This window comes from Streptomyces katrae (genome assembly GCF_002028425.1).
In the GTDB taxonomy this organism is placed as follows: Bacteria; Actinomycetota; Actinomycetes; order Streptomycetales; family Streptomycetaceae; genus Streptomyces; species Streptomyces katrae_A.
In genome coordinates, this window is sequence record NZ_CP020042.1 from 1992646 (window position 1) to 2011099 (window position 18454).

The window sequence follows — 18454 nt, forward strand, 5'->3', positions numbered from 1 at the left end:
CGGGTCAGTTCAGCGTGAACCAGGCGGCGCGGGACTTCTTCCACTCCGGGTGCGTGAGGTCCTTGGCCTCGATGCCGTCCCCGTAGAGGTCGGCGGAGCCGTTGTCCGTGATCAGCTGGACGCGCGCGCCGGGCACCGACAGGTCCGGGACCTCGACGATGGCCTCCCAGCCGCCCGGGTCGGTGGTCGGCAGGTCGGCCCGCTTGACCGGGGCGTGGCCGGCGATCCCGTCCCACTGGTAGAGGGCGTACGGGTCGGAGTTGTCGTCGGCGGCCCAGGACCCGGCCAGGATCAGGTACTGGTCCTGCGCGTTCTTGCGGATGTCGCGGACGGACAGGCCGCCGAGGTCCAGTTCGACGGCGGAGCCGAAGACGGCCGCGGACCCGTTGGCGAGGACCTTGTCGAAGTTGGTGACGGGGACCAGGAGCGCCTTGCCGCCGGGCACCGCGGGGGCGAGCGGGGCGCGGAAGCCCACGTAGGCGGTGGTGGTCGAGCCGGGGGCGAACTCCAGGCCCTCCACGTTGAACCCGTCGATCTGCTTGGGCGCCTGGCCCGCCGCCGTGCCCGCCGCGAAACCGTAGTGGTCGCCGTGCGCCTGGTCCCAGGCGACGAGGTCCTCGCGCAGGTGCTTGTACGAGCGCCCGTACGCGAGCTGCGTGGCCGGGCCGGAGCCGCTGACGGTGGTGGTGAACACGGTGTTGCGGGGGGCCTTGTACTCGCCGTCCTTGTTGTTGCCGAGCGATCCGGTCCAGTAGACGGTGTCGCCGATCCGGGTGGCGCCCTCGATGTCCACCTCCTTGGTGACGCCGAGCTGCGAGCTGAAGTCCCAGGTCCGCACGGGGGCGTCGGAGCGGGAACGGTCGTACAGGCGCAGCACGTTGCTCTCGTCGTCGGCGACCACGGTGAAGCCGCCGCCGACGTCCACGGCGGCCGAGGAGTCCGACGCGCCGCTGAAGTAGCGGGCGTCGGCCGGGTTCTGGACGGCGGCGGAGGCGGCGTAGGAGAGGGTCTTGGTGGCGGTCTTGCCGCCGAGCCCGGTGACCTTGATCGTCAGGTTGGTGTAGCCGCGGCCGTGGGCGGACACGGCCAGCCGGCGCACCGCCCCGGTGCCGGTGACCGTGACGTCTCCGGTGCCGGCGACGGAGGCCTTGCTGGAGGCGGAGGCGCTGACCGTCAGGGCGGAGGCGTCGGCGCCGCTCTGGCCGACGGTGACGTCGACGGTCTGGTCGCCGGCCCCGTTGACCGACCCCGACAGGTAGCCGGCGGACAGCGAGATGGTCGGGGTCCCGTAGGTGACCGCGTGCGCGGGCACGACCGTGGCGGCGACGATCAGTGCGGCGATTCCCGCGGTACTCGCGATACCGAGCTGCTTCTTCAAGGTGGCGATCCTCTCCCTCACGGCGGCGTCACACCGTGACGACCGTCGAGAAGATTCGGCCACGCCGGCCAACTTCCGGTGCACACCGTCCGTCCGCCGGAAGAACAGGGAGGGCCCCCGGCACGACCGTGCCGGGGGCCCTCCTGTGACCGCGCGGGTCAGACGTTGAAGCCGAGCGCGCGCAGCTGCTCACGGCCGTCGTCCGTGATCTTGTCCGGGCCCCACGGGGGCATCCAGACCCAGTTGATGCGCAGTTCGTTGACGATGCCCTCCGTCGCCGACTTCGCCTGGTCCTCGATGACGTCCGTCAGCGGGCAGGCCGCCGAGGTCAGGGTCATGTCGAGCGTGGCGATGTTCGCGTCGTCGATGTGGATGCCGTAGATCAGGCCCAGGTTGACGACGTCGATGCCCAGCTCGGGGTCGACCACGTCGTAGAGGGCCTCGCGGACCTCCTCCTCGGTGGCCGGCTTGATCGACGCCTCGGGCGTCGCGTTCTCGGTCATGCCGTCTTCCTCTCCGCGTCGCCCAGTACCTGGGCGGTCGCGTCCTTCCACGCCATCCAGCTCAGCAGAGCACACTTCACGCGCGCCGGATACTTGGAGACGCCGGCGAACGCGACCGCGTCCTCCAGCACCTCCTCCATCTCCTCGTCCGGCTCGATCTTGCCCTTGGACTGCATCAGCTCCAGGAACACGCCCTGGATCTTCTGCGCCTCGGCCAGCTGCTTGCCGACCAGCAGCTCGTTCAGCACGGACGCGCTGGCCTGGCTGATGGAGCAGCCCTGGCCCTCGTAGGAGACGTCGGTGAGCGTCTCCCCGTCGTACTTCACGCGCAGGGTGATCTCGTCGCCGCACGTCGGGTTGACGTGGTGCACCTCGGCGTCACCGTCGCGCAGGCCACGCCCGTGCGGGTGCTTGTAGTGGTCCAGGATCAGTTCCTGGTACATCGAATCCAGCTTCACAGCGTCCTCGTCCTCATCGCCTTCGTCAGCCGAAGAAGTTCCGTACGTGCTCCAGCCCGTCGATCAGCGCGTCGACATCGGCGGGAGAGGAGTACAGGTAGAAAGACGCCCGCGTGGTCGCCGGAATTCCGTAGCGCAGGCAGACCGGGCGCGCGCAGTGGTGTCCCACGCGGACCGCGATGCCCTGCTCGTCGAGGACCTGGCCCACGTCGTGCGGGTGGATGTCGCCGAGTACGAAGGAGATCGCGGCGCCGCGGTCCTCGGCCGTGGTGGGGCCGATGATCCGCAGGTCGGGCACCTCCTGGAGGCGCTTGACGGCGTACTCGGTGATCGCGTGCTCGTGCGCCGCGATCTTGTCCATGCCGATCGCGGTCAGGTAGTCCACGGCCGCGCCGAGGCCGACGGCCTGGGCGATCGGGGGCGTGCCCGCCTCGAACTTGTGGGGAGCCGGGGCGTACGTGGAGGAGTGCATCGAGACGGTCTCGATCATCTCGCCGCCGCCGAGGAACGGGGGCAGGTCCTCCAGGAGCTCCTGGCGGCCCCACAGGACGCCGATGCCGGTCGGGCCGCACATCTTGTGGCCGGTGAAGGCCACGAAGTCGGCACCCAGCGCCTGCACGTCCAGCGGCATGTGGGGAGCGGCCTGCGAGGCGTCGATCAGCACCAGCGCGCCGACCTCCTGCGCCCGCCGGACGATCGCGTCGACCGGGTTGACCGTGCCCAGGATGTTCGAGACCAGCGTGAAGGAGACGATCTTCGTCTTCTCCGTGATGACCTCTTCGATGTTGGACAGGTCGAGGCGGCCGTCGTCGGTGAGGCCGAACCACTTCAGCTTCGCGCCCGTGCGCTGCGCGAGCAGCTGCCACGGCACGATGTTGGAGTGGTGCTCCATCTCCGTGATGGCGATCTCGGTGTCGCGGTCGACCCGGTAGGGCTCGTCGGCCCAGCCGAGCATGTTCGCGACCAGGTTGAGCGACTCCGAGGCGTTCTTGGTGAAGATCACCTCGTCGCGGCTCGGCGCGTTGATGAAGGCGGCGACCTTGTCGCGGGCGCCCTCGTACAGCGCCGTGGCCTCCTCGGCGAGCACGTGCACGCCGCGGTGGACGTTGGCGTTGTGCTGCTCGTAGTACTCGTTCAGCGCGTCGAGCACCTGGCGCGGCTTCTGCGAAGTCGCCGCGTTGTCCAGGTAAACGATCTTCTTCCCGTCGTGGACCACACGATCCAGCAGGGGGAAGTCCTTGCGGATCGCCTCGATGTCGAGGAGGCCAGGCAGCTGTGTCACGCGGTCGCGCCACCCTTCACGTACTTGTCGTAGCCCTCGTTCTCCAGCTGGTCGGCGAGCTCGGCGCCGCCGGACTCGGCGATGCGGCCGTTCGCGAACACGTGCACGAAGTCGGGCTTGATGTAGCGCAGGATGCGCGTGTAGTGGGTGATCAGCAGGGTGCCGACCTCACCGGTCTCGCGGACGCGGTTGACGCCCTCGGAGACGATGCGCAGGGCGTCGACGTCGAGGCCGGAGTCGGTCTCGTCGAGGATCGCGATCTTCGGCTTGAGGAGCTCCAGCTGAAGGATCTCGTGGCGCTTCTTCTCACCGCCGGAGAAGCCCTCGTTGACGTTGCGCTCGGCGAAGGCCGGGTCCATCTGGAGCTGCTCCATGGCGGACTTGACCTCCTTCACCCAGGTGCGCAGCTTGGGGGCCTCGCCGCGGATGGCGGTGGCGGAGGTGCGCAGGAAGTTGGAGACCGAGACGCCGGGGACCTCGACCGGGTACTGCATGGCGAGGAAGACGCCGGCGCGGGCGCGCTCGTCGACGGACATCTCCAGGACGTCCTCGCCGTCGAGGGTCACGGTGCCACCGGTGATGGTGTACTTCGGGTGACCGGCGAGGGAGTACGCCAGAGTGGACTTGCCGGAGCCGTTGGGGCCCATGATGGCGTGCGTCTCACCCTGCTTGACCGTCAGGTCGACGCCCTTGAGGATCTCGCGGGCGCCGTTCTCGGCCTCGACGGTGACGTGCAGGTCGTGGATTTCAAGCGTTGCCATGGGTACCTCAGGACTCCTGGGTGAGGGAGACGAGCACGTCGTCCCCTTCGATCTTGACGGGGTAAACGGGGACGGGGCGCGTCGCGGGCAGACCGGAGGGCTTGCCGGTGCGCAGGTCGAAGGCCGACCCGTGCAGCCAGCACTCGATCATGCAGTCCTCGACCTCACCCTCCGAGAGCGAGACGTTCGCGTGCGAGCAGATGTCGTTGATCGCGAACACCTCCCCCTCGGTGGAGACGATGGACACCGGCGTGCCGTCGAGTTCCACCCGCTTGGGGGTGTTCTCCTCCAGCTCGCTCAGCGCACAGGCCTTGACGTACGTCATCAGACGGCCGCCGCCAGCTCGGCCTCGATCTTCGCGATCAGGCGCTCCTCGATGTCCTCGACACCGATCTGCTGGACGAGCTCGGCGAAGAAGCCGCGCACGACCAGGCGGCGGGCCTCGTCGGCCGGGATGCCGCGGGCCTGGAGGTAGAAGAGCTGTTCGTCGTCGAAGCGGCCGGTCGCCGAGGCGTGGCCGGCGCCGACGATCTCGCCCGTCTCGATCTCGAGGTTCGGCACCGAGTCGACGCGCGCGCCGTCCGTCAGGACGAGGTTGCGGTTCATCTCGTAGGTGTCGGTGCCCTCGGCGGACTTCTCGATGAGGACGTCGCCGATCCAGACCGCGTGGGCGTCCTGGCCCTGGAGCGCGCCCTTGTAGACCACGTTGGACTTGCAGTGCGGGGCGTCGTGGGTGACCAGGAGGCGGTGCTCCTGGTGCTGGCCGGCGTCCGTGAAGTACAGGCCGAGCATCTCGGCCTCGCCGCCGGGGCCCGCGTAGGTGACGCGCGGGTGCAGGCGGACGAGGTCGCCGCCGAAGGTCACGACGACGGACTTGAAGCTCGCGTCGCGGCCGATGAGGGCGTTGTGCTGCGAGGTGTGGACCGCGGTGTCGTCCCAGTCCTGGACGGACACGAAGGTCACCTTGGCGCCGTCGCCGACCAGGACGTCGACGTTGGCGGCGCGCACGCCGTCACCGGTGTGGTCGATCACGATGATCGCCTCGGAGAACGGCTTGATGTCGAAGACGGTGTGCCCGAAGGTCGTGCCGCCCTCACCGTGCAGGGCGACCCGGATGGGCTCGGCGAGCACGGTCTCCTTGGGCACGGTGACGACCGTGGCCTTGGCGAACGAGGAGAAGGCCTGGGCGGCGACGCGGTCGACGGGGGTGCCGGCCTTGCCGATCCGCTCGTCGTCGCGCTCGACGGACTCGACCGTGACGCCCTCGGGGGCGTCGATCTGGGCCTTCATGGTTCCGTTGGCGACCGCGGTGCCGTCGTGCAGGCCCTTGAGGCGGGCGAGCGGGGTGAACCGCCACTCCTCCTCGCGGCCGTGCGGGACCGGGAAGTCGGCCACGTCGAAGGACGGGGGCGCGCTCATCCGGGTGGCGACGGTGGACTCGGCGGCCACCGCGATCGCGCCGGCGGTGGTGGAGCCCGCCGGAATGTTCTGAGCCTCAGCCATGGCTGTCGTTCTGCTCTCTTCCTACGTCAAAGAATGTGCTGCGGGTGGACGGGGCGGCCGGGACTAACCGACCGAGCCCTCCATCTGCAGCTCGATCAGCCGGTTCAGCTCCAGCGCGTACTCCATCGGCAGCTCCTTGGCGATCGGCTCGACGAAGCCGCGCACGATCATCGCCATGGCCTCGAACTCGGTGAGGCCGCGCTGCATGAGGTAGAAGAGCTGGTCGTCGGAGACCTTGGAGACGGTGGCCTCGTGGCCCATCGTCACGTCGTCCTCGCGGACGTCGACGTAGGGGTAGGTGTCCGAGCGGGAGATGGTGTCGACCAGGAGCGCGTCGCACAGCACGTTGGACTTGGAGCCGTGGGCGCCCTCGCCGATCTCGACGAGGCCTCGGTACGAGGTACGGCCGCCGCCCCGTGCCACCGACTTCGAGACGATGTTCGAGGAGGTGTTCGGCGCCATGTGGACCATCTTGGAGCCGGCGTCCTGGTGCTGGCCCTCGCCCGCGAAGGCGATGGACAGGGTCTCGCCCTTGGCGTGCTCGCCCATCAGGTAGACGGCCGGGTACTTCATGGTGACCTTGGAACCGATGTTGCCGTCGATCCACTCCATGGTCGCGCCCTCGTACGCCACGGCGCGCTTGGTGACCAGGTTGTAGACGTTGTTCGACCAGTTCTGGATGGTCGTGTAGCGGCAGCGGCCGCCCTTCTTGACGATGATCTCGACCACGGCGCTGTGCAGCGAGTCCGAGGAGTAGATCGGGGCGGTGCAGCCCTCGACGTAGTGGACGTAGGCGTCCTCGTCGACGATGATCAGCGTCCGCTCGAACTGGCCCATGTTCTCCGTGTTGATGCGGAAGTAGGCCTGGAGCGGGATGTCCACGTGGACACCCTTGGGGACGTAGATGAAGGAGCCGCCCGACCACACGGCGGTGTTCAGCGAGGCGAACTTGTTGTCGCCGACCGGGATGACCGTGCCGAAGTACTCCTGGAAGAGCTCCGGGTGCTCCTTGAGCGCGGTGTCGGTGTCGAGGAAGATGACGCCCTGCTGCTCCAGGTCCTCGCGGATCTGGTGGTAGACGACCTCGGACTCGTACTGGGCCGCGACACCGGCGACGAGGCGCTGCTTCTCCGCCTCCGGGATGCCGAGCTTGTCGTACGTGTTCTTGATGTCCTCCGGCAGGTCCTCCCAGGACTCGGCCTGCTTCTCGGTGGAACGCACGAAGTACTTGATGTTGTCGAAGTCGATGCCCGAGAGGTCCGAGCCCCACTTCGGCATGGGCTTCTTGTCGAACAGCTTGAGGCCCTTGAGGCGGAGGTTCAGCATCCACTCCGGCTCGGACTTCTTCGCCGAGATGTCGCGGACGACCTCCTCGGACAGACCCCGCTTGGCAGCGGCGCCGGCCGCGTCGGAGTCGGCCCAGCCGTATTCGTAGGTGCCCAGGCCATCGAGCTCAGGGTGAGCAGTCTCCGTGGTCATGCGGGGTTCCTCCCGGCCGTACTTGCAGATGCTGATGTGTCGGTCTGTGTGGCGCTTCGCGGAATGAACGTGGTGCACACCCCGTCGCCGTGGGCGATCGTGGCGAGGCGCTGCACATGCGTCCCGAGCAGGCGGGAGAAGACCTCGGTCTCCGCCTCGCAGAGCTGCGGGAACTGCTCGGCGACGTGTGCGACCGGGCAGTGGTGCTGACAGAGCTGTTCACCGCTGTGCGGACCGGGAGCGCTCTTCGCCGTAGCAGCGTACCCGTCCGCGGTCAACGCCTTCGCGAGGGCCTCGGTGCGGCCCTCGGGTGGGGCGGCCTCGACGGCTTCCCGGTAGGCCTCCGCCTGTGAGGCCATCCTCGCCCGGGCGAAGGCGGCGACGGCCGCCTCGCCCTTCTCCCCGCCGCCGACGGACTGCGCGATCCAGCGCAGGGCGTCCGCGGCGAGCGTGTCGTAGGACTGGTCGAAGGCGTCGCGCCCGCAGTCGGTGAGGGCGAAGACCTTGGCGGGCCGGCCCCGCGTGCGTGCGCCGTACACGCGCTGCTCACGGGCTGCGACCACGTCGTCGGCGACGAGCGTGTCGAGGTGGCGGCGGACGGCGGCCTGGGTGAGGCCGAGACGCTGCGCGAGGTCGGCGACGGTGGAGGGACCGTGGTCCAGGATGGACCTCGCGACCCGGTTGCGGGTTGACCGCTCTCCGGTCGCGAGCTCCCCCTGGGGGGCCTCGCTCGTCCGTTCGCCGTATTTCACAACGCCATTGTTGCGTAATTACCGGAGCCCCGACAAGCCGTGACGGACGCCACTGCTGGTGTCGTCCATCACTAAGGGTTACCTAATCTCTCCACGGAGAGTGATCGGAAGGGCCCGCCTCCACCGCCCCTGGCCAGCGGCGATGCACGGGGCGGGGGAACCTTCCCCCGACGCCCGTGGGCGCCCCCGCCGCTCCGTAGACTCACCCGCATGAGCAACGACCCCGCCGTGGAAATCCGCGGACTGGTGAAACGGTACGGATCGAAGACGGCCGTCGACGGCCTGGACCTCACCGTCCCCGGGGGCGCGGTCACCGCCGTCCTCGGCCCCAACGGCGCGGGCAAGACCACCACGATCGAGACCTGCGAGGGCTACCGGCGCCCCGACGCAGGCACCGTCCGCGTCCTGGGCCTCGACCCCGTCGCCCGGGCGGAGGCCCTGCGCCCGCGGATCGGCGTGATGCTCCAGTCCGGCGGCGTCTACTCCGGTGCCCGCGCCGTCGAGATGCTGCGCCACATGGCGAAGCTGTACGCCGACCCGCTGGACGTCGACGCCCTGGTCGAACGCCTCGGCCTCGGCGGCTGCGGCCGCACCCCCTACCGCCGGCTCTCCGGAGGCCAGCAGCAGCGGCTCTCCCTGGCCATGGCCGTCGTCGGCCGCCCCGAGCTGGTCTTCCTGGACGAGCCCACCGCCGGCCTCGACCCGCAGGCCCGGCGCGCCACCTGGGACCTCGTACGGGAGCTGCGCGCCGACGGGGTCGCCGTCGTGCTCACCACCCACCACATGGACGAGGCCGAGCAGCTCGCCGACGAGGTGGCCGTCGTCGACGCCGGCCGGGTCATCGCCCACGGCAGCCCCGAGCAGCTGTGCCGCGGCGGCGCCGAGAACACCCTGCGCTTCTCCGGCCGCCCCTCCCTCGACCTCGCCTCCCTGCTCAAGGCCCTCCCGGACGGCACCCAGGCCGCCGAGCTCACCCCGGGCTCCTACCGGGTGACCGGCGACGTGGACCCGCAGCTGCTGGCCACCGTCACCTCCTGGTGCGCCCAGCACGGGGTGATGCCCAGCAGCCTCACGGTGGAACGGCACACCCTCGAGGACGTCTTCCTCGAACTGACCGGTAAGGAGCTGCGCGCATGAGCGCCGGTACGTTCACCCCCCGGCCGGGGGCCGCGCCGGTCTCCCGCATGATCTGGGCCCAGACCGCGCTGGAGACCCGGATGCTGCTGCGCAACGGGGAGCAGCTGCTGCTCACCGTGATCATCCCGGCGCTGCTGCTGACCCTGTTCTCCGTGGTCGACATCGTGACCGTGCCCGTTGAAGCGGGCGCGGGGCAGAAGTCCGTGGACTTCCTCGCGCCGGGCGTCCTGGCGCTGGCCGTGATGTCCACCGCCTTCACCGGCCAGGCCATCGCCACCGGCTTCGACCGCCGCTACGGCGTCCTCAAGCGGCTCGGGGCCTCCCCGCTGCCCCGCTGGGCGCTGATGGCCGCCAAGACGCTGTCGGTGCTGGTCACCGAGGTGCTCCAGATCGCCCTGCTGACGGTGATCGCCCTCGCGCTGGGCTGGTCCCCGCACGGGAACCCGCTCTCGGTGGCTGCCCTGGTCCTGCTGGGCACCGCCGCCTTCTCCGGGCTGGGCCTGCTGATGGCGGGCACCCTCAAGGCCGAGGTGACGCTGGCCGCCGCCAACCTGGTGTTCCTGCTGCTGCTGGTCGGCGGCGGGGTGATCGTGCCGCTGGAGAAGTTCCCCGGCGCGGTGCGCGACGTCCTCGGGCTGCTGCCCGTCTCGGCGCTGTCCGACGGGCTGCGCGAGGTGCTCCAGCACGGGGCCGCGGTCCCGCTGGGCGACGTGGCGGTCCTGGCCGGCTGGGCGGTCCTGGGGCTGGGCGCGGCCGCGAAGTGGTTCCGCTGGGAGTAGGGGCGCTGCCGGCGCCGGAGTGACGCGGCTCTCCGCCCGGCGGTCCGTCCGGCGGGAGTGAATCACCGCCCCCGGTCGTTGGGCATGCGGGAGGCTGACCACCTCCACGGACAGCGGACGGGCGACGCCGGGGGACGACGGGCATGGGGCAGCGGGAGGCCGTACTACGGCTGGACGGGCAGTGGGCGCGGATCCGTTCGGGGGCCGCGCAGGCGGATCCCGGCGAGGCGGACCGGCTGCTCGGCGAGCTGATCGGGGCACTGCGCGAGCCCGCCCGGACCGACCCCGAGTGCGCGGCCCGGCTGGGGCTGCGCCTCGGCGACCTCGCCGGGCGCCGGTTCGCCGCCGGGGACCGGGCGGGGGCGCTGGCCGCCATCGAGGAGGGCCTGCGGCACGCGCAGCAGGCCGCGGGGCACGCGCCCGAGTACGCCCGGTGGTACGCCCGGGGGCTGATCAACCAGGGGGTCTGGCTGGCCTGGCCGCTGAGCGACCCGGCCCGGCTGCCCCGGCATCCGCTCGGCGAGGCCGCGGAGGAGGGCCCGACCGCCATGGAACGGGCGGCCGGCGAGCGCGCCCGTGACCTGACCCGGGCCGCCGTCGAGGTCTGGGCCGGGCTCGACCAGGACGACCCGGTCAACCGGCGCGGGCTCGCGCAGGCCAAGGTGTTCCTCGGGGACCGCCTGGCGGAGCTGGGCTTCGCCGCCGACGCGGTCGCCTGGGCGGTGGACGCCGAGGCCGGGTTCCGCCGGCTGCTGCTCGCCTCCCCCGGGCCCGAGGAGGCCCAGGAGGCGGAGGAGGCCCTGGACCACATCGGCCGCCAGCTGGAGCTGCGGCTGCGCTACCTGTCGTTCGACTCCCTGGCCGGGCTGCGGGCCGGCGGGCTGCTGCCCGAGCGGCTGCTGCCGCAGGCGGTGGTCGGCGCCCGGATCCAGGGCGCGTCCGAGGAGGACGTCGCCGCCCGGCTGGGGCTGGACGCCGAACAGGTCGCCACCATGCTGGAGGTCACCCCCTGGCGCGCGGTGTGGCGGGTCGAGGTGCGCGGCGCCGACGGGCTGTGGAGCGTGGCGCCCGCCCCCTGGCGGGGCTCGGCACAGGTGCGGCAGCGCACCGCCGAGGAGGTGGGGACGGAGGTGGTACGGGGTTTCATGGCCTCCCCGCAGTACCCCGGCGACTCGGCCCTGTGGCGGGTGAGGGTGTGGTGGCACGAGGAGGGCGACCCGGCCGGGGCGAGGTTCCGCCTGGTCGTCGGGCCCGACGCACCCGCACCCACCCCCTCGTGAAAGTTTGCACAAGGCGGCGCATACGATAGGCGCCGTGTTGAACCCATTCGCATACCTCGCCGCCCGCTGGACCCCGTCACCCCGGATCGTCCAGCGTGCCGCCGCGATCGCGGTCCTGATGAGCGTGGTCATCGTCATCACCGGCGGTGCGGTGCGGCTGACCGGTTCCGGTCTCGGCTGCGACACCTGGCCCAAGTGCACGGACGACAGCCTGATCGTGACCGAGGCGCAGGGCTTCCACGGTGCCGTCGAGTTCGGCAACCGGATGCTCACGTACGTGCTCTGCGCCGCGGTCGGCGCCGTGATCCTCACGGCCCGCTCCGCCAAGCCCTGGCGGCGCTCGCTGACCAGGCTCGGCTGGACCCAGTTCGCCCTCGTCATGGGCAACGCCGTCCTCGGCGGCATCACCGTGCTGACGGGCCTGAACCCGTACAGCGTGGCCGGGCACTTCCTGCTGGCCACCACCCTGCTCGCGGTCACCACGATCACCTGGCAGCGCACCCGCGAGGGTGACGGCGCCCCCCGCCCGCGCGTGCCGGGCCCGGTGCGCAAGCTGTCGTGGGCGCTGATCGCCACCACCCTGGTGCTGATCGCGGCGGGCACCGTCGTGACCGGCTCCGGGCCGCACGCCGGCGACAAGAGCGAGATCAAGCGGATGCCGTTCGACTGGGCGGCCACCGCCCACGTCCACGCGATCGCCGCCTGGCTGGTGTGCGCGCTGGGCGTCGCGATGTGGCTGGTGCTGCGGGTGGTCGACGCCCCCGCCGACACCCGGGCGCGCGCCCGCGACCTGCTGGTCGTGCTGCTCGCCCAGGGCGCCATCGGCTACGTGCAGTTCTTCACCTCGCTGCCCGAGGCCCTGGTCGCCGCCCACATGCTCGGCTCCTGCCTGGTGTGGATCTCCGTGCTGCGCCTGGCCCTGAGCCTGCGCGAGCGCTCCGCCGGGCCCGCGCAGACCCCGGCCCGCGACGAGGCAGAGCTCTCGGCGGTCTGACCGCGGTCCGCACGGCCGGACCCGGAGCACGGCTTCAGCACTCCGGGGGCGAAGCCGGCCCTGAAGGACGGTCCAGCCGGTAGACGCGGCGGGCGTTGCCCGCCGCGAGCATCCCCGCGACCCGGTCGGCGTCCCGCCAGGACCAGGCGCCGTCGGTCACCCAGCCGCCCAGCACCCGGCCCAGCGCCTCCCGGAACACCAGGGCGCCGACCGCGTGCAGCTCGGGCAGGCCGCGGCCGCCGCTGGAGAACAGCAGCTTCCCGAAGGGCGCGAGCTCCAGCAGCTCGGCCAGTACGGCCGCCGCCCGCGCCCCCGTGCGCGCGAGGGCGGGCCCGAGGTCGGCGTGGACGTGCGGGTAGGCCGCCGCGAGCCGGGCCGTGTCCCGGTGGTGCGGATACCCCCCGAGCAGGACGAGCCGCGCCCCCAGACCCGCCGTGGCCCGGGCGAACCCGGTCAGCGGCTCCGGCCCGGCCCCGCCGGTGTGCAGCTGGAGCGGCAGCCCGGAGGCCACCGCGCTCCACAGCAGGTGCCGCAGCAGCACGGGGTCCCGTACCGGTCCGCCCCTGCCCCGCGCGGCCAGCCACCGCCCGGCCGCCCCGCGCACCTCGCCCGGCCCGGGCGGCTCCGGGGCGGCGGCCAGGGCGGCCGCGTACCCGGCGTGGGGCCCGCAGCCGAAGGCCACGGCCCCGGTGGCGGCCTGGTGGACGGCTCCGGCGAGGTTGGCGAGGAAGGCGGCGACGGTCCCCGAGGTGTCGGCGGCCTGCTCGGCGAGCGGTTCCAGCCGGACCACCTCGAAGGCCTCGGCGTCCCCCGCCAGGGCCAGCTCCTTGGGCCCGGTGAGGTCACCGGGGAGTCCCGTGTCGACCAGGTAGGCGCCCACCCCGGAGCCCCGCAGCAGCCGCCGCGCGCTCTCGGCGCCCCCGAGCTCGCGCCGCCGGGCCAGGTAGCGGGCGGGCGCGCAGTGCGGCTCCAGGCCCAGCAGCGGCGGGCACCAGCGGCGCACGGCGAAGCCGGTCTGGGTGTCGAAGAAGGTGGTGCCGGCCGCGGGCGGGCCGGCCGAGTGGATCAGCTGGGCCTCGAAGGTGGCGAGCCCGAGGTCCGTGAGGAGCACTCCCTGGCAGTGCTGGTCCACCAGGGGCGGCGTTTCGATCATCCGGTCATCCCGTTGCGGACGTGGGGAAGCGGCTTCCACACGTCCTAACGGGTGAGCGGGGTATGAAGTATTGCCCCGGTCGTTGACAGGGTTCAGGCGGCCGGGTTGGCCGGGCCGCCCACCTGGATCCCGGCCATGCGGGTCCACTCGTACGGGCCCGTCTTCACACGCGCGGCGAGGTCCCCGTCGAAGTCCTCGTGGAGGGTCAGCCCCGCCTTCTCGGCGGCGAGCTGCGCCACGGCGTACGTGGGGGCCACCAGGTCGCCCCAGCCGCCGTCGGTGCCCACGAGGACGATCCGGCTGCCGGCCTGGCCGATGTGCGCGATCTGGCCCTCGGCGCCGCCGTGCTGCTTGGCGAACGCGCCGATCTGCCGGGCCAGCTTCGCCGCCGTGCGGCTGTGCTTCTTGTCCGCGGCCTCTGCGGTCTGTGCGGTGTCTGCGGTGTCTGCCATGGACGGCATGCTACCGGTGAGTAATCAGCGGAGGAAGGGATCCACGGCCACGGCCACGAAGAGCAGCGACACATAGGTGATCGACCAGTGGAACAGCCGCATCTCCTTGAGCTTCGCCCCCGTGATCCCGGCCTTGGCCCGTGCGCTCAGCGCGTGCGCCTCCCACAGCCACCAGCCGCCCGCCAGCAGCGCGACGGAGGTGTAGAACCAGCCGGTGTACCCCAGCGGGGTGAGCAGCAGCGAGACGGCGACCATCACCCAGCTGTAGAGGACGATCTGGCGCGCCACGGCCTTGTTGCCCGCCACGACCGGCAGCATCGGCACGCCGACCCGCGCGTAGTCCTCCTTGACCTTCATCGACAGCGGCCAGTAGTGCGGCGGCGTCCAGAAGAAGATGACGAGGAAGAGGATCACGGCGGCCCAGGAGACCTCGTTGCGCACGGCGGACCAGCCGATGAGCACCGGCATGCAGCCGGCGATCCCGCCCCAGACGATGTTCTGCGCGGTCCGCCGCTTCAGCAGCATCGTGTAGACGACCACGTAGAAGAGGAGCGCGCCGAGGGCGAGGGCGGCCGACAGCCAGTTGACGAGCAGGCCGAAGAACAGGGTCGAGACGACCCCGAGCGTGATGCCGAAGACCAGGCACTCGCGCGGGCTCACCATGCCGGTCACCAGCGGCCGCTGCGACGTGCGGTCCATCAGGGCGTCGATGTCCCGGTCGATGTACATGTTGAGCGCGTTGGCGCCGCCCGCCGACAGGTAACCGCCGAAGCAGGTGGCGAGCACCAGCCACAGCGACGGCACGCCCTGCTCGGCGAGGAACATCACCGGCACTGTGGTGATCAGCAGAAGTTCGATGATCCGCGGCTTGGTCAAAGCCACGAAAGCCATGACCCGGGCCCCGAACGGCCGGTGACCGGGGCTCGTCCCGAGTACCCCCGCTGGACGGGATTCGACGGCCGTCACGCACACCCCTGAGAGAGAATCCAGCAAGCTTCCGAAGCGATGCCTCCAGTAAATGAAGGCTCGGTAAAGGCTTGCGCGTACCACGCCACTGTAGACGTAGCTCTTGCCCCGCCCTGCGCGGGGGTCGCCTCGTGTTGAGCCGATCGGACCGACGGCAAGATCGTCGACGGCGGATCCCAGGTGAACACCGGGCACCGGGACGACGACGCACTACCGGCACTCGAATAGCCGCACTCGCTGGCGGGGGTAGGCTCGGAATCGCCCCGGTGTCACCGTTCGTCACCGGGAAAACAACATGTGGAGAGGAGCCCTGACCAACGGTGAGCACCAAGCCGACCACCCCAGAGCTCGAGTGGACCGAACTGGACCAGCGGGCCGTCGACACCGCCCGCATCCTGGCCGCCGACGCGGTCCAGAAGGTCGGGAACGGACACCCCGGTACGGCGATGAGCCTGGCCCCCGCCGCGTACACGCTTTTCCAGAAGGTCATGCGCCACGACCCGTCTGACCCCCAGTGGGTCGGCCGTGACCGTTTCGTGCTCTCCGCGGGGCACTCGTCCCTGACCCTCTACACCCAGCTCTACCTCGGCGGGTTCGGCCTGGAGCTGGACGACCTCAAGTCGTTCCGCACCTGGGGCTCCAAGACCCCCGGTCACCCCGAGTACGGCCACACCGCCGGCGTCGAGACCACCACCGGCCCGCTGGGCCAGGGCGTCGCGAACGCGGTGGGCATGGCCATGGCCGCCCGCTACGAGCGCGGCCTGTTCGACCCGGAGGCCGCCACGGGCGCCTCCCCGTTCGACCACATGGTCTACGCGATCGCGGGCGACGGCTGCCTCCAGGAGGGCATCTCCCACGAGGCGTCGGCGCTGGCCGGCCACCAGAAGCTCGGCAACCTGGTGCTGCTGTGGGACGACAACCACATCTCCATCGAGGGTGACACGGAGACGGCCGTCTCCGAGGACACCATGAAGCGCTACGAGGCGTACGGCTGGCACGTCCAGCGCGTCGAGCAGCAGCCCAACGGCGACCTCGACCCGAAGGCCCTGTACGCCGCCCTCCAGGCCGCCAAGGCCGAGACGGAGCGCCCGTCCTTCATCGCGGCGCGCTCGATCATCGCCTGGCCGGCCCCGCACGCCCAGAACACCGAGGCCGCCCACGGCTCGGCCCTCGGCAACGACGAGGTCGCCGCCACCAAGCGCGTGCTCGGCTTCGACCCGGAGCAGACCTTCGAGGTCTCCGACGAGGTCCTCGCCCACACCCGCGGCCTGGTGGACCGCGGCCGCGAGGCCCGCGCCGCCTGGGAGAAGGACTTCTCGGCCTGGCGCACCGCCAACCCGGAGCGGGCCGCCGCCTTCGACCGCATCGAGTCCAACGAGCTGCCCGAGGGCTGGGAGGACGAGCTCCCCGTCTTCGAGCCCGGCAAGGGCGTCGCCACCCGCGCCGCCTCCGGCAAGGTCCTGGAAGCGCTCGGCGCGGTCATCCCGGAGCTGTGGGGCGGCTCGGCCGACCTGGCCGGCTCCAACAACACCACCATCGACAAGAACTCCTCGTTCCTGCCGGTGGGCAACCCGCTGCCGGAGGCCGACCCCTACGGCCGCACCGTCCACTACGGCATCCGCGAGCACGCGATGGCCGCCGTCATGAACGGCATCGCGCTGCACGGCCACACCCGCATCTACGGCGGCACCTTCCTGGTGTTCTCCGACTACATGCGCAACGCCGTCCGCCTGTCCTCCCTGATGCACCTGCCGGTGACCTACGTGTGGACGCACGACTCCATCGGCCTCGGCGAGGACGGCCCGACCCACCAGCCGGTCGAGCACGTCGCCTCGCTGCGCGCCATCCCGGGCCTGAACGTGATCCGCCCGGCCGACGCCAACGAGACCGCCATCGCCTGGCGCGAGATCCTGCGCCGCCACACCAAGGTGTTCGGCAAGGGCGCCCCGCACGGCCTGGCCCTCACCCGCCAGGGCGTGCCGACCTACGAGCGCAACGAGGACGCGGCCAAGGGCGGCTACGTGCTGTTCGAGGCCGAGGGCGGCGAGGCTCAGGTCGTCCTGATCGGCACCGGCTCCGAGGTCCAGCTCGCCGTCGCCGCGCGCGAGGCGCTGCAGGCCGAGGGCGTGCCCGCCCGGGTCGTCTCGATGCCCTCCGTCGAGTGGTTCGAGGAGCAGTCCCAGGAATACAAGGACAGCGTCCTGCCCCCCTCCGTCAAGGCGCGAGTCGCGGTCGAGGCCGGCATCGGTCTGACCTGGCACCGTTACGTCGGGGACGCGGGCCGGATCGTCTCGCTGGAGCACTTCGGTGCCTCGGCGGACGGCGCCGTGCTGTTCCGCGAATTCGGCCTCACCGCCGAAGCCGTGACCGCGGCCGCCAAGGCCAGCATCGACGCAGCACGTCCGGCCGCAGCTGCGCGCTGACCCGGTACAAGAACCAGTAGGAGATGCAATTCCGATGACAGACGCACTCAAGCGCCTTTCCGACGAGGGCGTGGCGATCTGGCTGGACGACCTGTCCCGCAAGCGCATCACGTCCGGCAACCTCGCCGAACTGATCGACCAGCAGCACGTGGTCGGTGTCACCACCAACCCGTCGATCTTCCAGAAGGCGATCAGCGGCGGTGACGGCTACGAGCAGCAGCTGGCCGACCTCGCCGCCCGCAAGGTCACCGTCGACGAGGCCATCCGCATGATCACCACGGCGGACGTCCGCGACGCCGCCGACATCCTGCGCCCCGTCTACGACTCCACCGAGGGCCAGGACGGCCGTGTGTCGATCGAGGTCGACCCGCGCCTGGCGCACAACACCACGGCGACCGTCGCCGAGGCCAAGCAGCTCGCCTGGCTGGTGGACCGCCCGAACACGCTCATCAAGATCCCGGCGACCCGGGCCGGCCTGCCGGCGATCACCGAGGTCATCGGCCGGGGCATCAGCGTCAACGTCACGCTGATCTTCTCGCTGGAGCGCTACCGCGAGGTCATGGACGCCTACCTCGCGGGCCTGGAGAAGGCGAAGGCCGCCGGCCTGGACCTCTCGCTGATCCACTCGGTCGCCTCGTTCTTCGTGTCCCGCGTGGACACCGAGATCGACAAGCGCCTGGACTCCGTCGGCACCGACGAGGCCAAGGCCCTGAAGGGCAAGGCGGCCCTCGCCAACGCCCGTCTGGCCTACGAGGCGTACGAGGAGGTCTTCTCCTCCGACCGCTGGGCGGCCCTGGACCGGGCGCACGCCAACAAGCAGCGCCCCCTGTGGGCCTCCACCGGCGTCAAGGACCCGGCGTACAAGGACACCCTGTACGTGGTGGACCTGGTCGCCCCCGGCACCGTCAACACCATGCCCGAGGCGACCCTGGACGCCACCGCCGACCACGGCGAGGTCACAGGGGACACCATCCGCGGCACGTACGAGCAGTCCCGCGCCGAGCTCGACGCGGTCGCGAAGCTGGGCATCTCGTACGACGATGTGGTGCAGCTGCTTGAGGACGAAGGCGTCGAGAAGTTCGAGGCGTCCTGGAACGACCTGCTGAAGTCGACCGAGGCGGAGCTCAAGCGCCTCGCCCCCGCGGAGGACTGAG

At 71.1% G+C, this 18454-nt stretch carries 18 protein-coding genes; 6 read left to right on the forward strand and 12 right to left on the reverse strand.

The genetic code is table 11. The annotated features are described in order from the left end of the window. Window positions 1-4: 4 nt before the first annotated feature. The 9 genes from B4U46_RS09060 to B4U46_RS09100 form a co-directional block, all read right to left on the reverse strand. A complete protein-coding gene (locus tag B4U46_RS09060) occupies window positions 5-1342 on the reverse strand; it encodes a DUF3616 domain-containing protein (RefSeq protein WP_237293298.1) in 1338 nt (445 codons plus the stop codon). Between the two features lie 194 nt (window positions 1343-1536). After that, window positions 1537-1881, reverse strand: a complete 345-nt coding sequence (locus B4U46_RS09065) for a metal-sulfur cluster assembly factor (protein ID WP_007263433.1) — start codon at window positions 1879-1881, stop codon at window positions 1537-1539. Next, the gene (sufU, locus tag B4U46_RS09070; RefSeq protein ID WP_079425672.1) at window positions 1878-2339 is read right to left on the reverse strand and encodes a Fe-S cluster assembly sulfur transfer protein SufU; all 462 of its coding nucleotides are present in this window, start codon (window positions 2337-2339) and stop codon (window positions 1878-1880) included. Before sufU ends, B4U46_RS09065 begins: the two co-directional genes overlap by 4 nt. Window positions 2340-2364: 25 nt before the next feature. After that, window positions 2365-3621 carry a cysteine desulfurase gene (locus B4U46_RS09075; protein WP_079425674.1) on the reverse strand — a complete coding sequence of 419 codons (1257 nt, stop codon included), beginning with the start codon at window positions 3619-3621 and terminating at the stop codon, window positions 2365-2367. Further along, window positions 3618-4382, reverse strand: a complete 765-nt coding sequence (gene sufC, locus B4U46_RS09080) for a Fe-S cluster assembly ATPase SufC (protein ID WP_079425676.1) — start codon at window positions 4380-4382, stop codon at window positions 3618-3620. The genes B4U46_RS09075 and sufC overlap by 4 nt, the downstream gene beginning before the upstream one ends. A gap of 7 nt (window positions 4383-4389) precedes the next feature. Further along, entirely contained in the window at window positions 4390-4707 is a 318-nt protein-coding gene (locus tag B4U46_RS09085; protein WP_042820167.1) for a bifunctional 3-phenylpropionate/cinnamic acid dioxygenase ferredoxin subunit, read from the reverse strand. Beyond that, window positions 4707-5885, reverse strand: coding sequence for a Fe-S cluster assembly protein SufD (gene sufD, locus B4U46_RS09090; RefSeq protein ID WP_079425678.1), 1179 nt, complete (start codon window positions 5883-5885; stop codon window positions 4707-4709). Before sufD ends, B4U46_RS09085 begins: the two co-directional genes overlap by 1 nt. Before the next feature lie 63 nt (window positions 5886-5948). Then, complete coding sequence (gene sufB / locus B4U46_RS09095) at window positions 5949-7364, reverse strand: Fe-S cluster assembly protein SufB (protein ID WP_079425679.1); 1416 nt, start codon at window positions 7362-7364, stop codon at window positions 5949-5951. Then, window positions 7361-8116 carry a helix-turn-helix transcriptional regulator gene (locus tag B4U46_RS09100; protein ID WP_079425681.1) on the reverse strand — a complete coding sequence of 252 codons (756 nt, stop codon included), beginning with the start codon at window positions 8114-8116 and terminating at the stop codon, window positions 7361-7363. Before B4U46_RS09100 ends, sufB begins: the two co-directional genes overlap by 4 nt. Before the next feature lie 210 nt (window positions 8117-8326). Between B4U46_RS09100 and B4U46_RS09105 the strand changes: the two genes are divergently transcribed. From B4U46_RS09105 to B4U46_RS09120, 4 genes are all read left to right on the forward strand, one after another. Next, a complete protein-coding gene (locus B4U46_RS09105) occupies window positions 8327-9253 on the forward strand; it encodes an ABC transporter ATP-binding protein (RefSeq protein ID WP_079425683.1) in 927 nt (308 codons plus the stop codon). Next, on the forward strand, window positions 9250-10032 hold the full coding sequence (locus B4U46_RS09110; protein WP_079425686.1) for an ABC transporter permease: 783 nt from the start codon (window positions 9250-9252) through the stop codon (window positions 10030-10032). The genes B4U46_RS09105 and B4U46_RS09110 overlap by 4 nt, the downstream gene beginning before the upstream one ends. A 143-nt stretch (window positions 10033-10175) precedes the next feature. After that, window positions 10176-11312, forward strand: coding sequence for a hypothetical protein (locus tag B4U46_RS09115; protein ID WP_079425687.1), 1137 nt, complete (start codon window positions 10176-10178; stop codon window positions 11310-11312). A 4-nt stretch (window positions 11313-11316) separates the two neighbouring features. Then, window positions 11317-12306: a COX15/CtaA family protein gene (locus B4U46_RS09120; protein WP_185117259.1), complete on the forward strand. Its 990-nt coding sequence runs from the start codon at window positions 11317-11319 to the stop codon at window positions 12304-12306. Between the two features lie 34 nt (window positions 12307-12340). Here B4U46_RS09120 and B4U46_RS09125 read toward each other — a convergent pair whose 3' ends face one another. The 3 genes from B4U46_RS09125 to B4U46_RS09135 all read right to left on the reverse strand — a co-directional run bounded on the left by B4U46_RS09125 (window position 12341) and on the right by B4U46_RS09135 (window position 14883). Then, window positions 12341-13459 carry an amidohydrolase gene (locus B4U46_RS09125; protein ID WP_079425690.1) on the reverse strand — a complete coding sequence of 373 codons (1119 nt, stop codon included), beginning with the start codon at window positions 13457-13459 and terminating at the stop codon, window positions 12341-12343. A gap of 92 nt (window positions 13460-13551) precedes the next feature. Beyond that, complete coding sequence (locus tag B4U46_RS09130; protein ID WP_079425692.1) at window positions 13552-13920, reverse strand: hypothetical protein; 369 nt, start codon at window positions 13918-13920, stop codon at window positions 13552-13554. A gap of 15 nt (window positions 13921-13935) precedes the next feature. Next, window positions 13936-14883: a heme o synthase gene (locus B4U46_RS09135; RefSeq protein WP_079425694.1), complete on the reverse strand. Its 948-nt coding sequence runs from the start codon at window positions 14881-14883 to the stop codon at window positions 13936-13938. 314 nt (window positions 14884-15197) lie between these two features. Here B4U46_RS09135 and tkt point away from each other — a divergent pair, with 314 nt between their 5' ends. Then, entirely contained in the window at window positions 15198-17300 is a 2103-nt protein-coding gene (gene tkt, locus B4U46_RS09140) for a transketolase (RefSeq protein ID WP_079425696.1), read from the forward strand. Between the two features lie 34 nt (window positions 17301-17334). Then, window positions 17335-18453: a transaldolase gene (tal, locus tag B4U46_RS09145; protein WP_079425699.1), complete on the forward strand. Its 1119-nt coding sequence runs from the start codon at window positions 17335-17337 to the stop codon at window positions 18451-18453. Window position 18454 lies beyond the last annotated feature (1 nt).

Excerpts from the sequence above, each read along its gene's own strand:
- B4U46_RS09130 (WP_079425692.1), bottom strand. The coding sequence starts at position 13,920 with ATGCCGTCCATGGCAGACACCGCAGACACCGCACAGACCGCAGAGGCC.
- sufD (WP_079425678.1), bottom strand. The coding sequence starts at position 5,885 with ATGGCTGAGGCTCAGAACATTCCGGCGGGCTCCACCACCGCCGGCGCG.
- sufC (WP_079425676.1), bottom strand. The coding sequence starts at position 4,382 with ATGGCAACGCTTGAAATCCACGACCTGCACGTCACCGTCGAGGCCGAG.
- B4U46_RS09085 (WP_042820167.1), bottom strand. The coding sequence starts at position 4,707 with ATGACGTACGTCAAGGCCTGTGCGCTGAGCGAGCTGGAGGAGAACACC.
- B4U46_RS09110 (WP_079425686.1), top strand. The coding sequence starts at position 9,250 with ATGAGCGCCGGTACGTTCACCCCCCGGCCGGGGGCCGCGCCGGTCTCC.
- B4U46_RS09105 (WP_079425683.1), top strand. The coding sequence starts at position 8,327 with ATGAGCAACGACCCCGCCGTGGAAATCCGCGGACTGGTGAAACGGTAC.
- B4U46_RS09065 (WP_007263433.1), bottom strand. The coding sequence starts at position 1,881 with ATGACCGAGAACGCGACGCCCGAGGCGTCGATCAAGCCGGCCACCGAG.
- tal (WP_079425699.1), top strand. The coding sequence starts at position 17,335 with ATGACAGACGCACTCAAGCGCCTTTCCGACGAGGGCGTGGCGATCTGG.
- B4U46_RS09125 (WP_079425690.1), bottom strand. The coding sequence starts at position 13,459 with ATGATCGAAACGCCGCCCCTGGTGGACCAGCACTGCCAGGGAGTGCTC.
- sufB (WP_079425679.1), bottom strand. The coding sequence starts at position 7,364 with ATGACCACGGAGACTGCTCACCCTGAGCTCGATGGCCTGGGCACCTAC.
- B4U46_RS09115 (WP_079425687.1), top strand. The coding sequence starts at position 10,176 with ATGGGGCAGCGGGAGGCCGTACTACGGCTGGACGGGCAGTGGGCGCGG.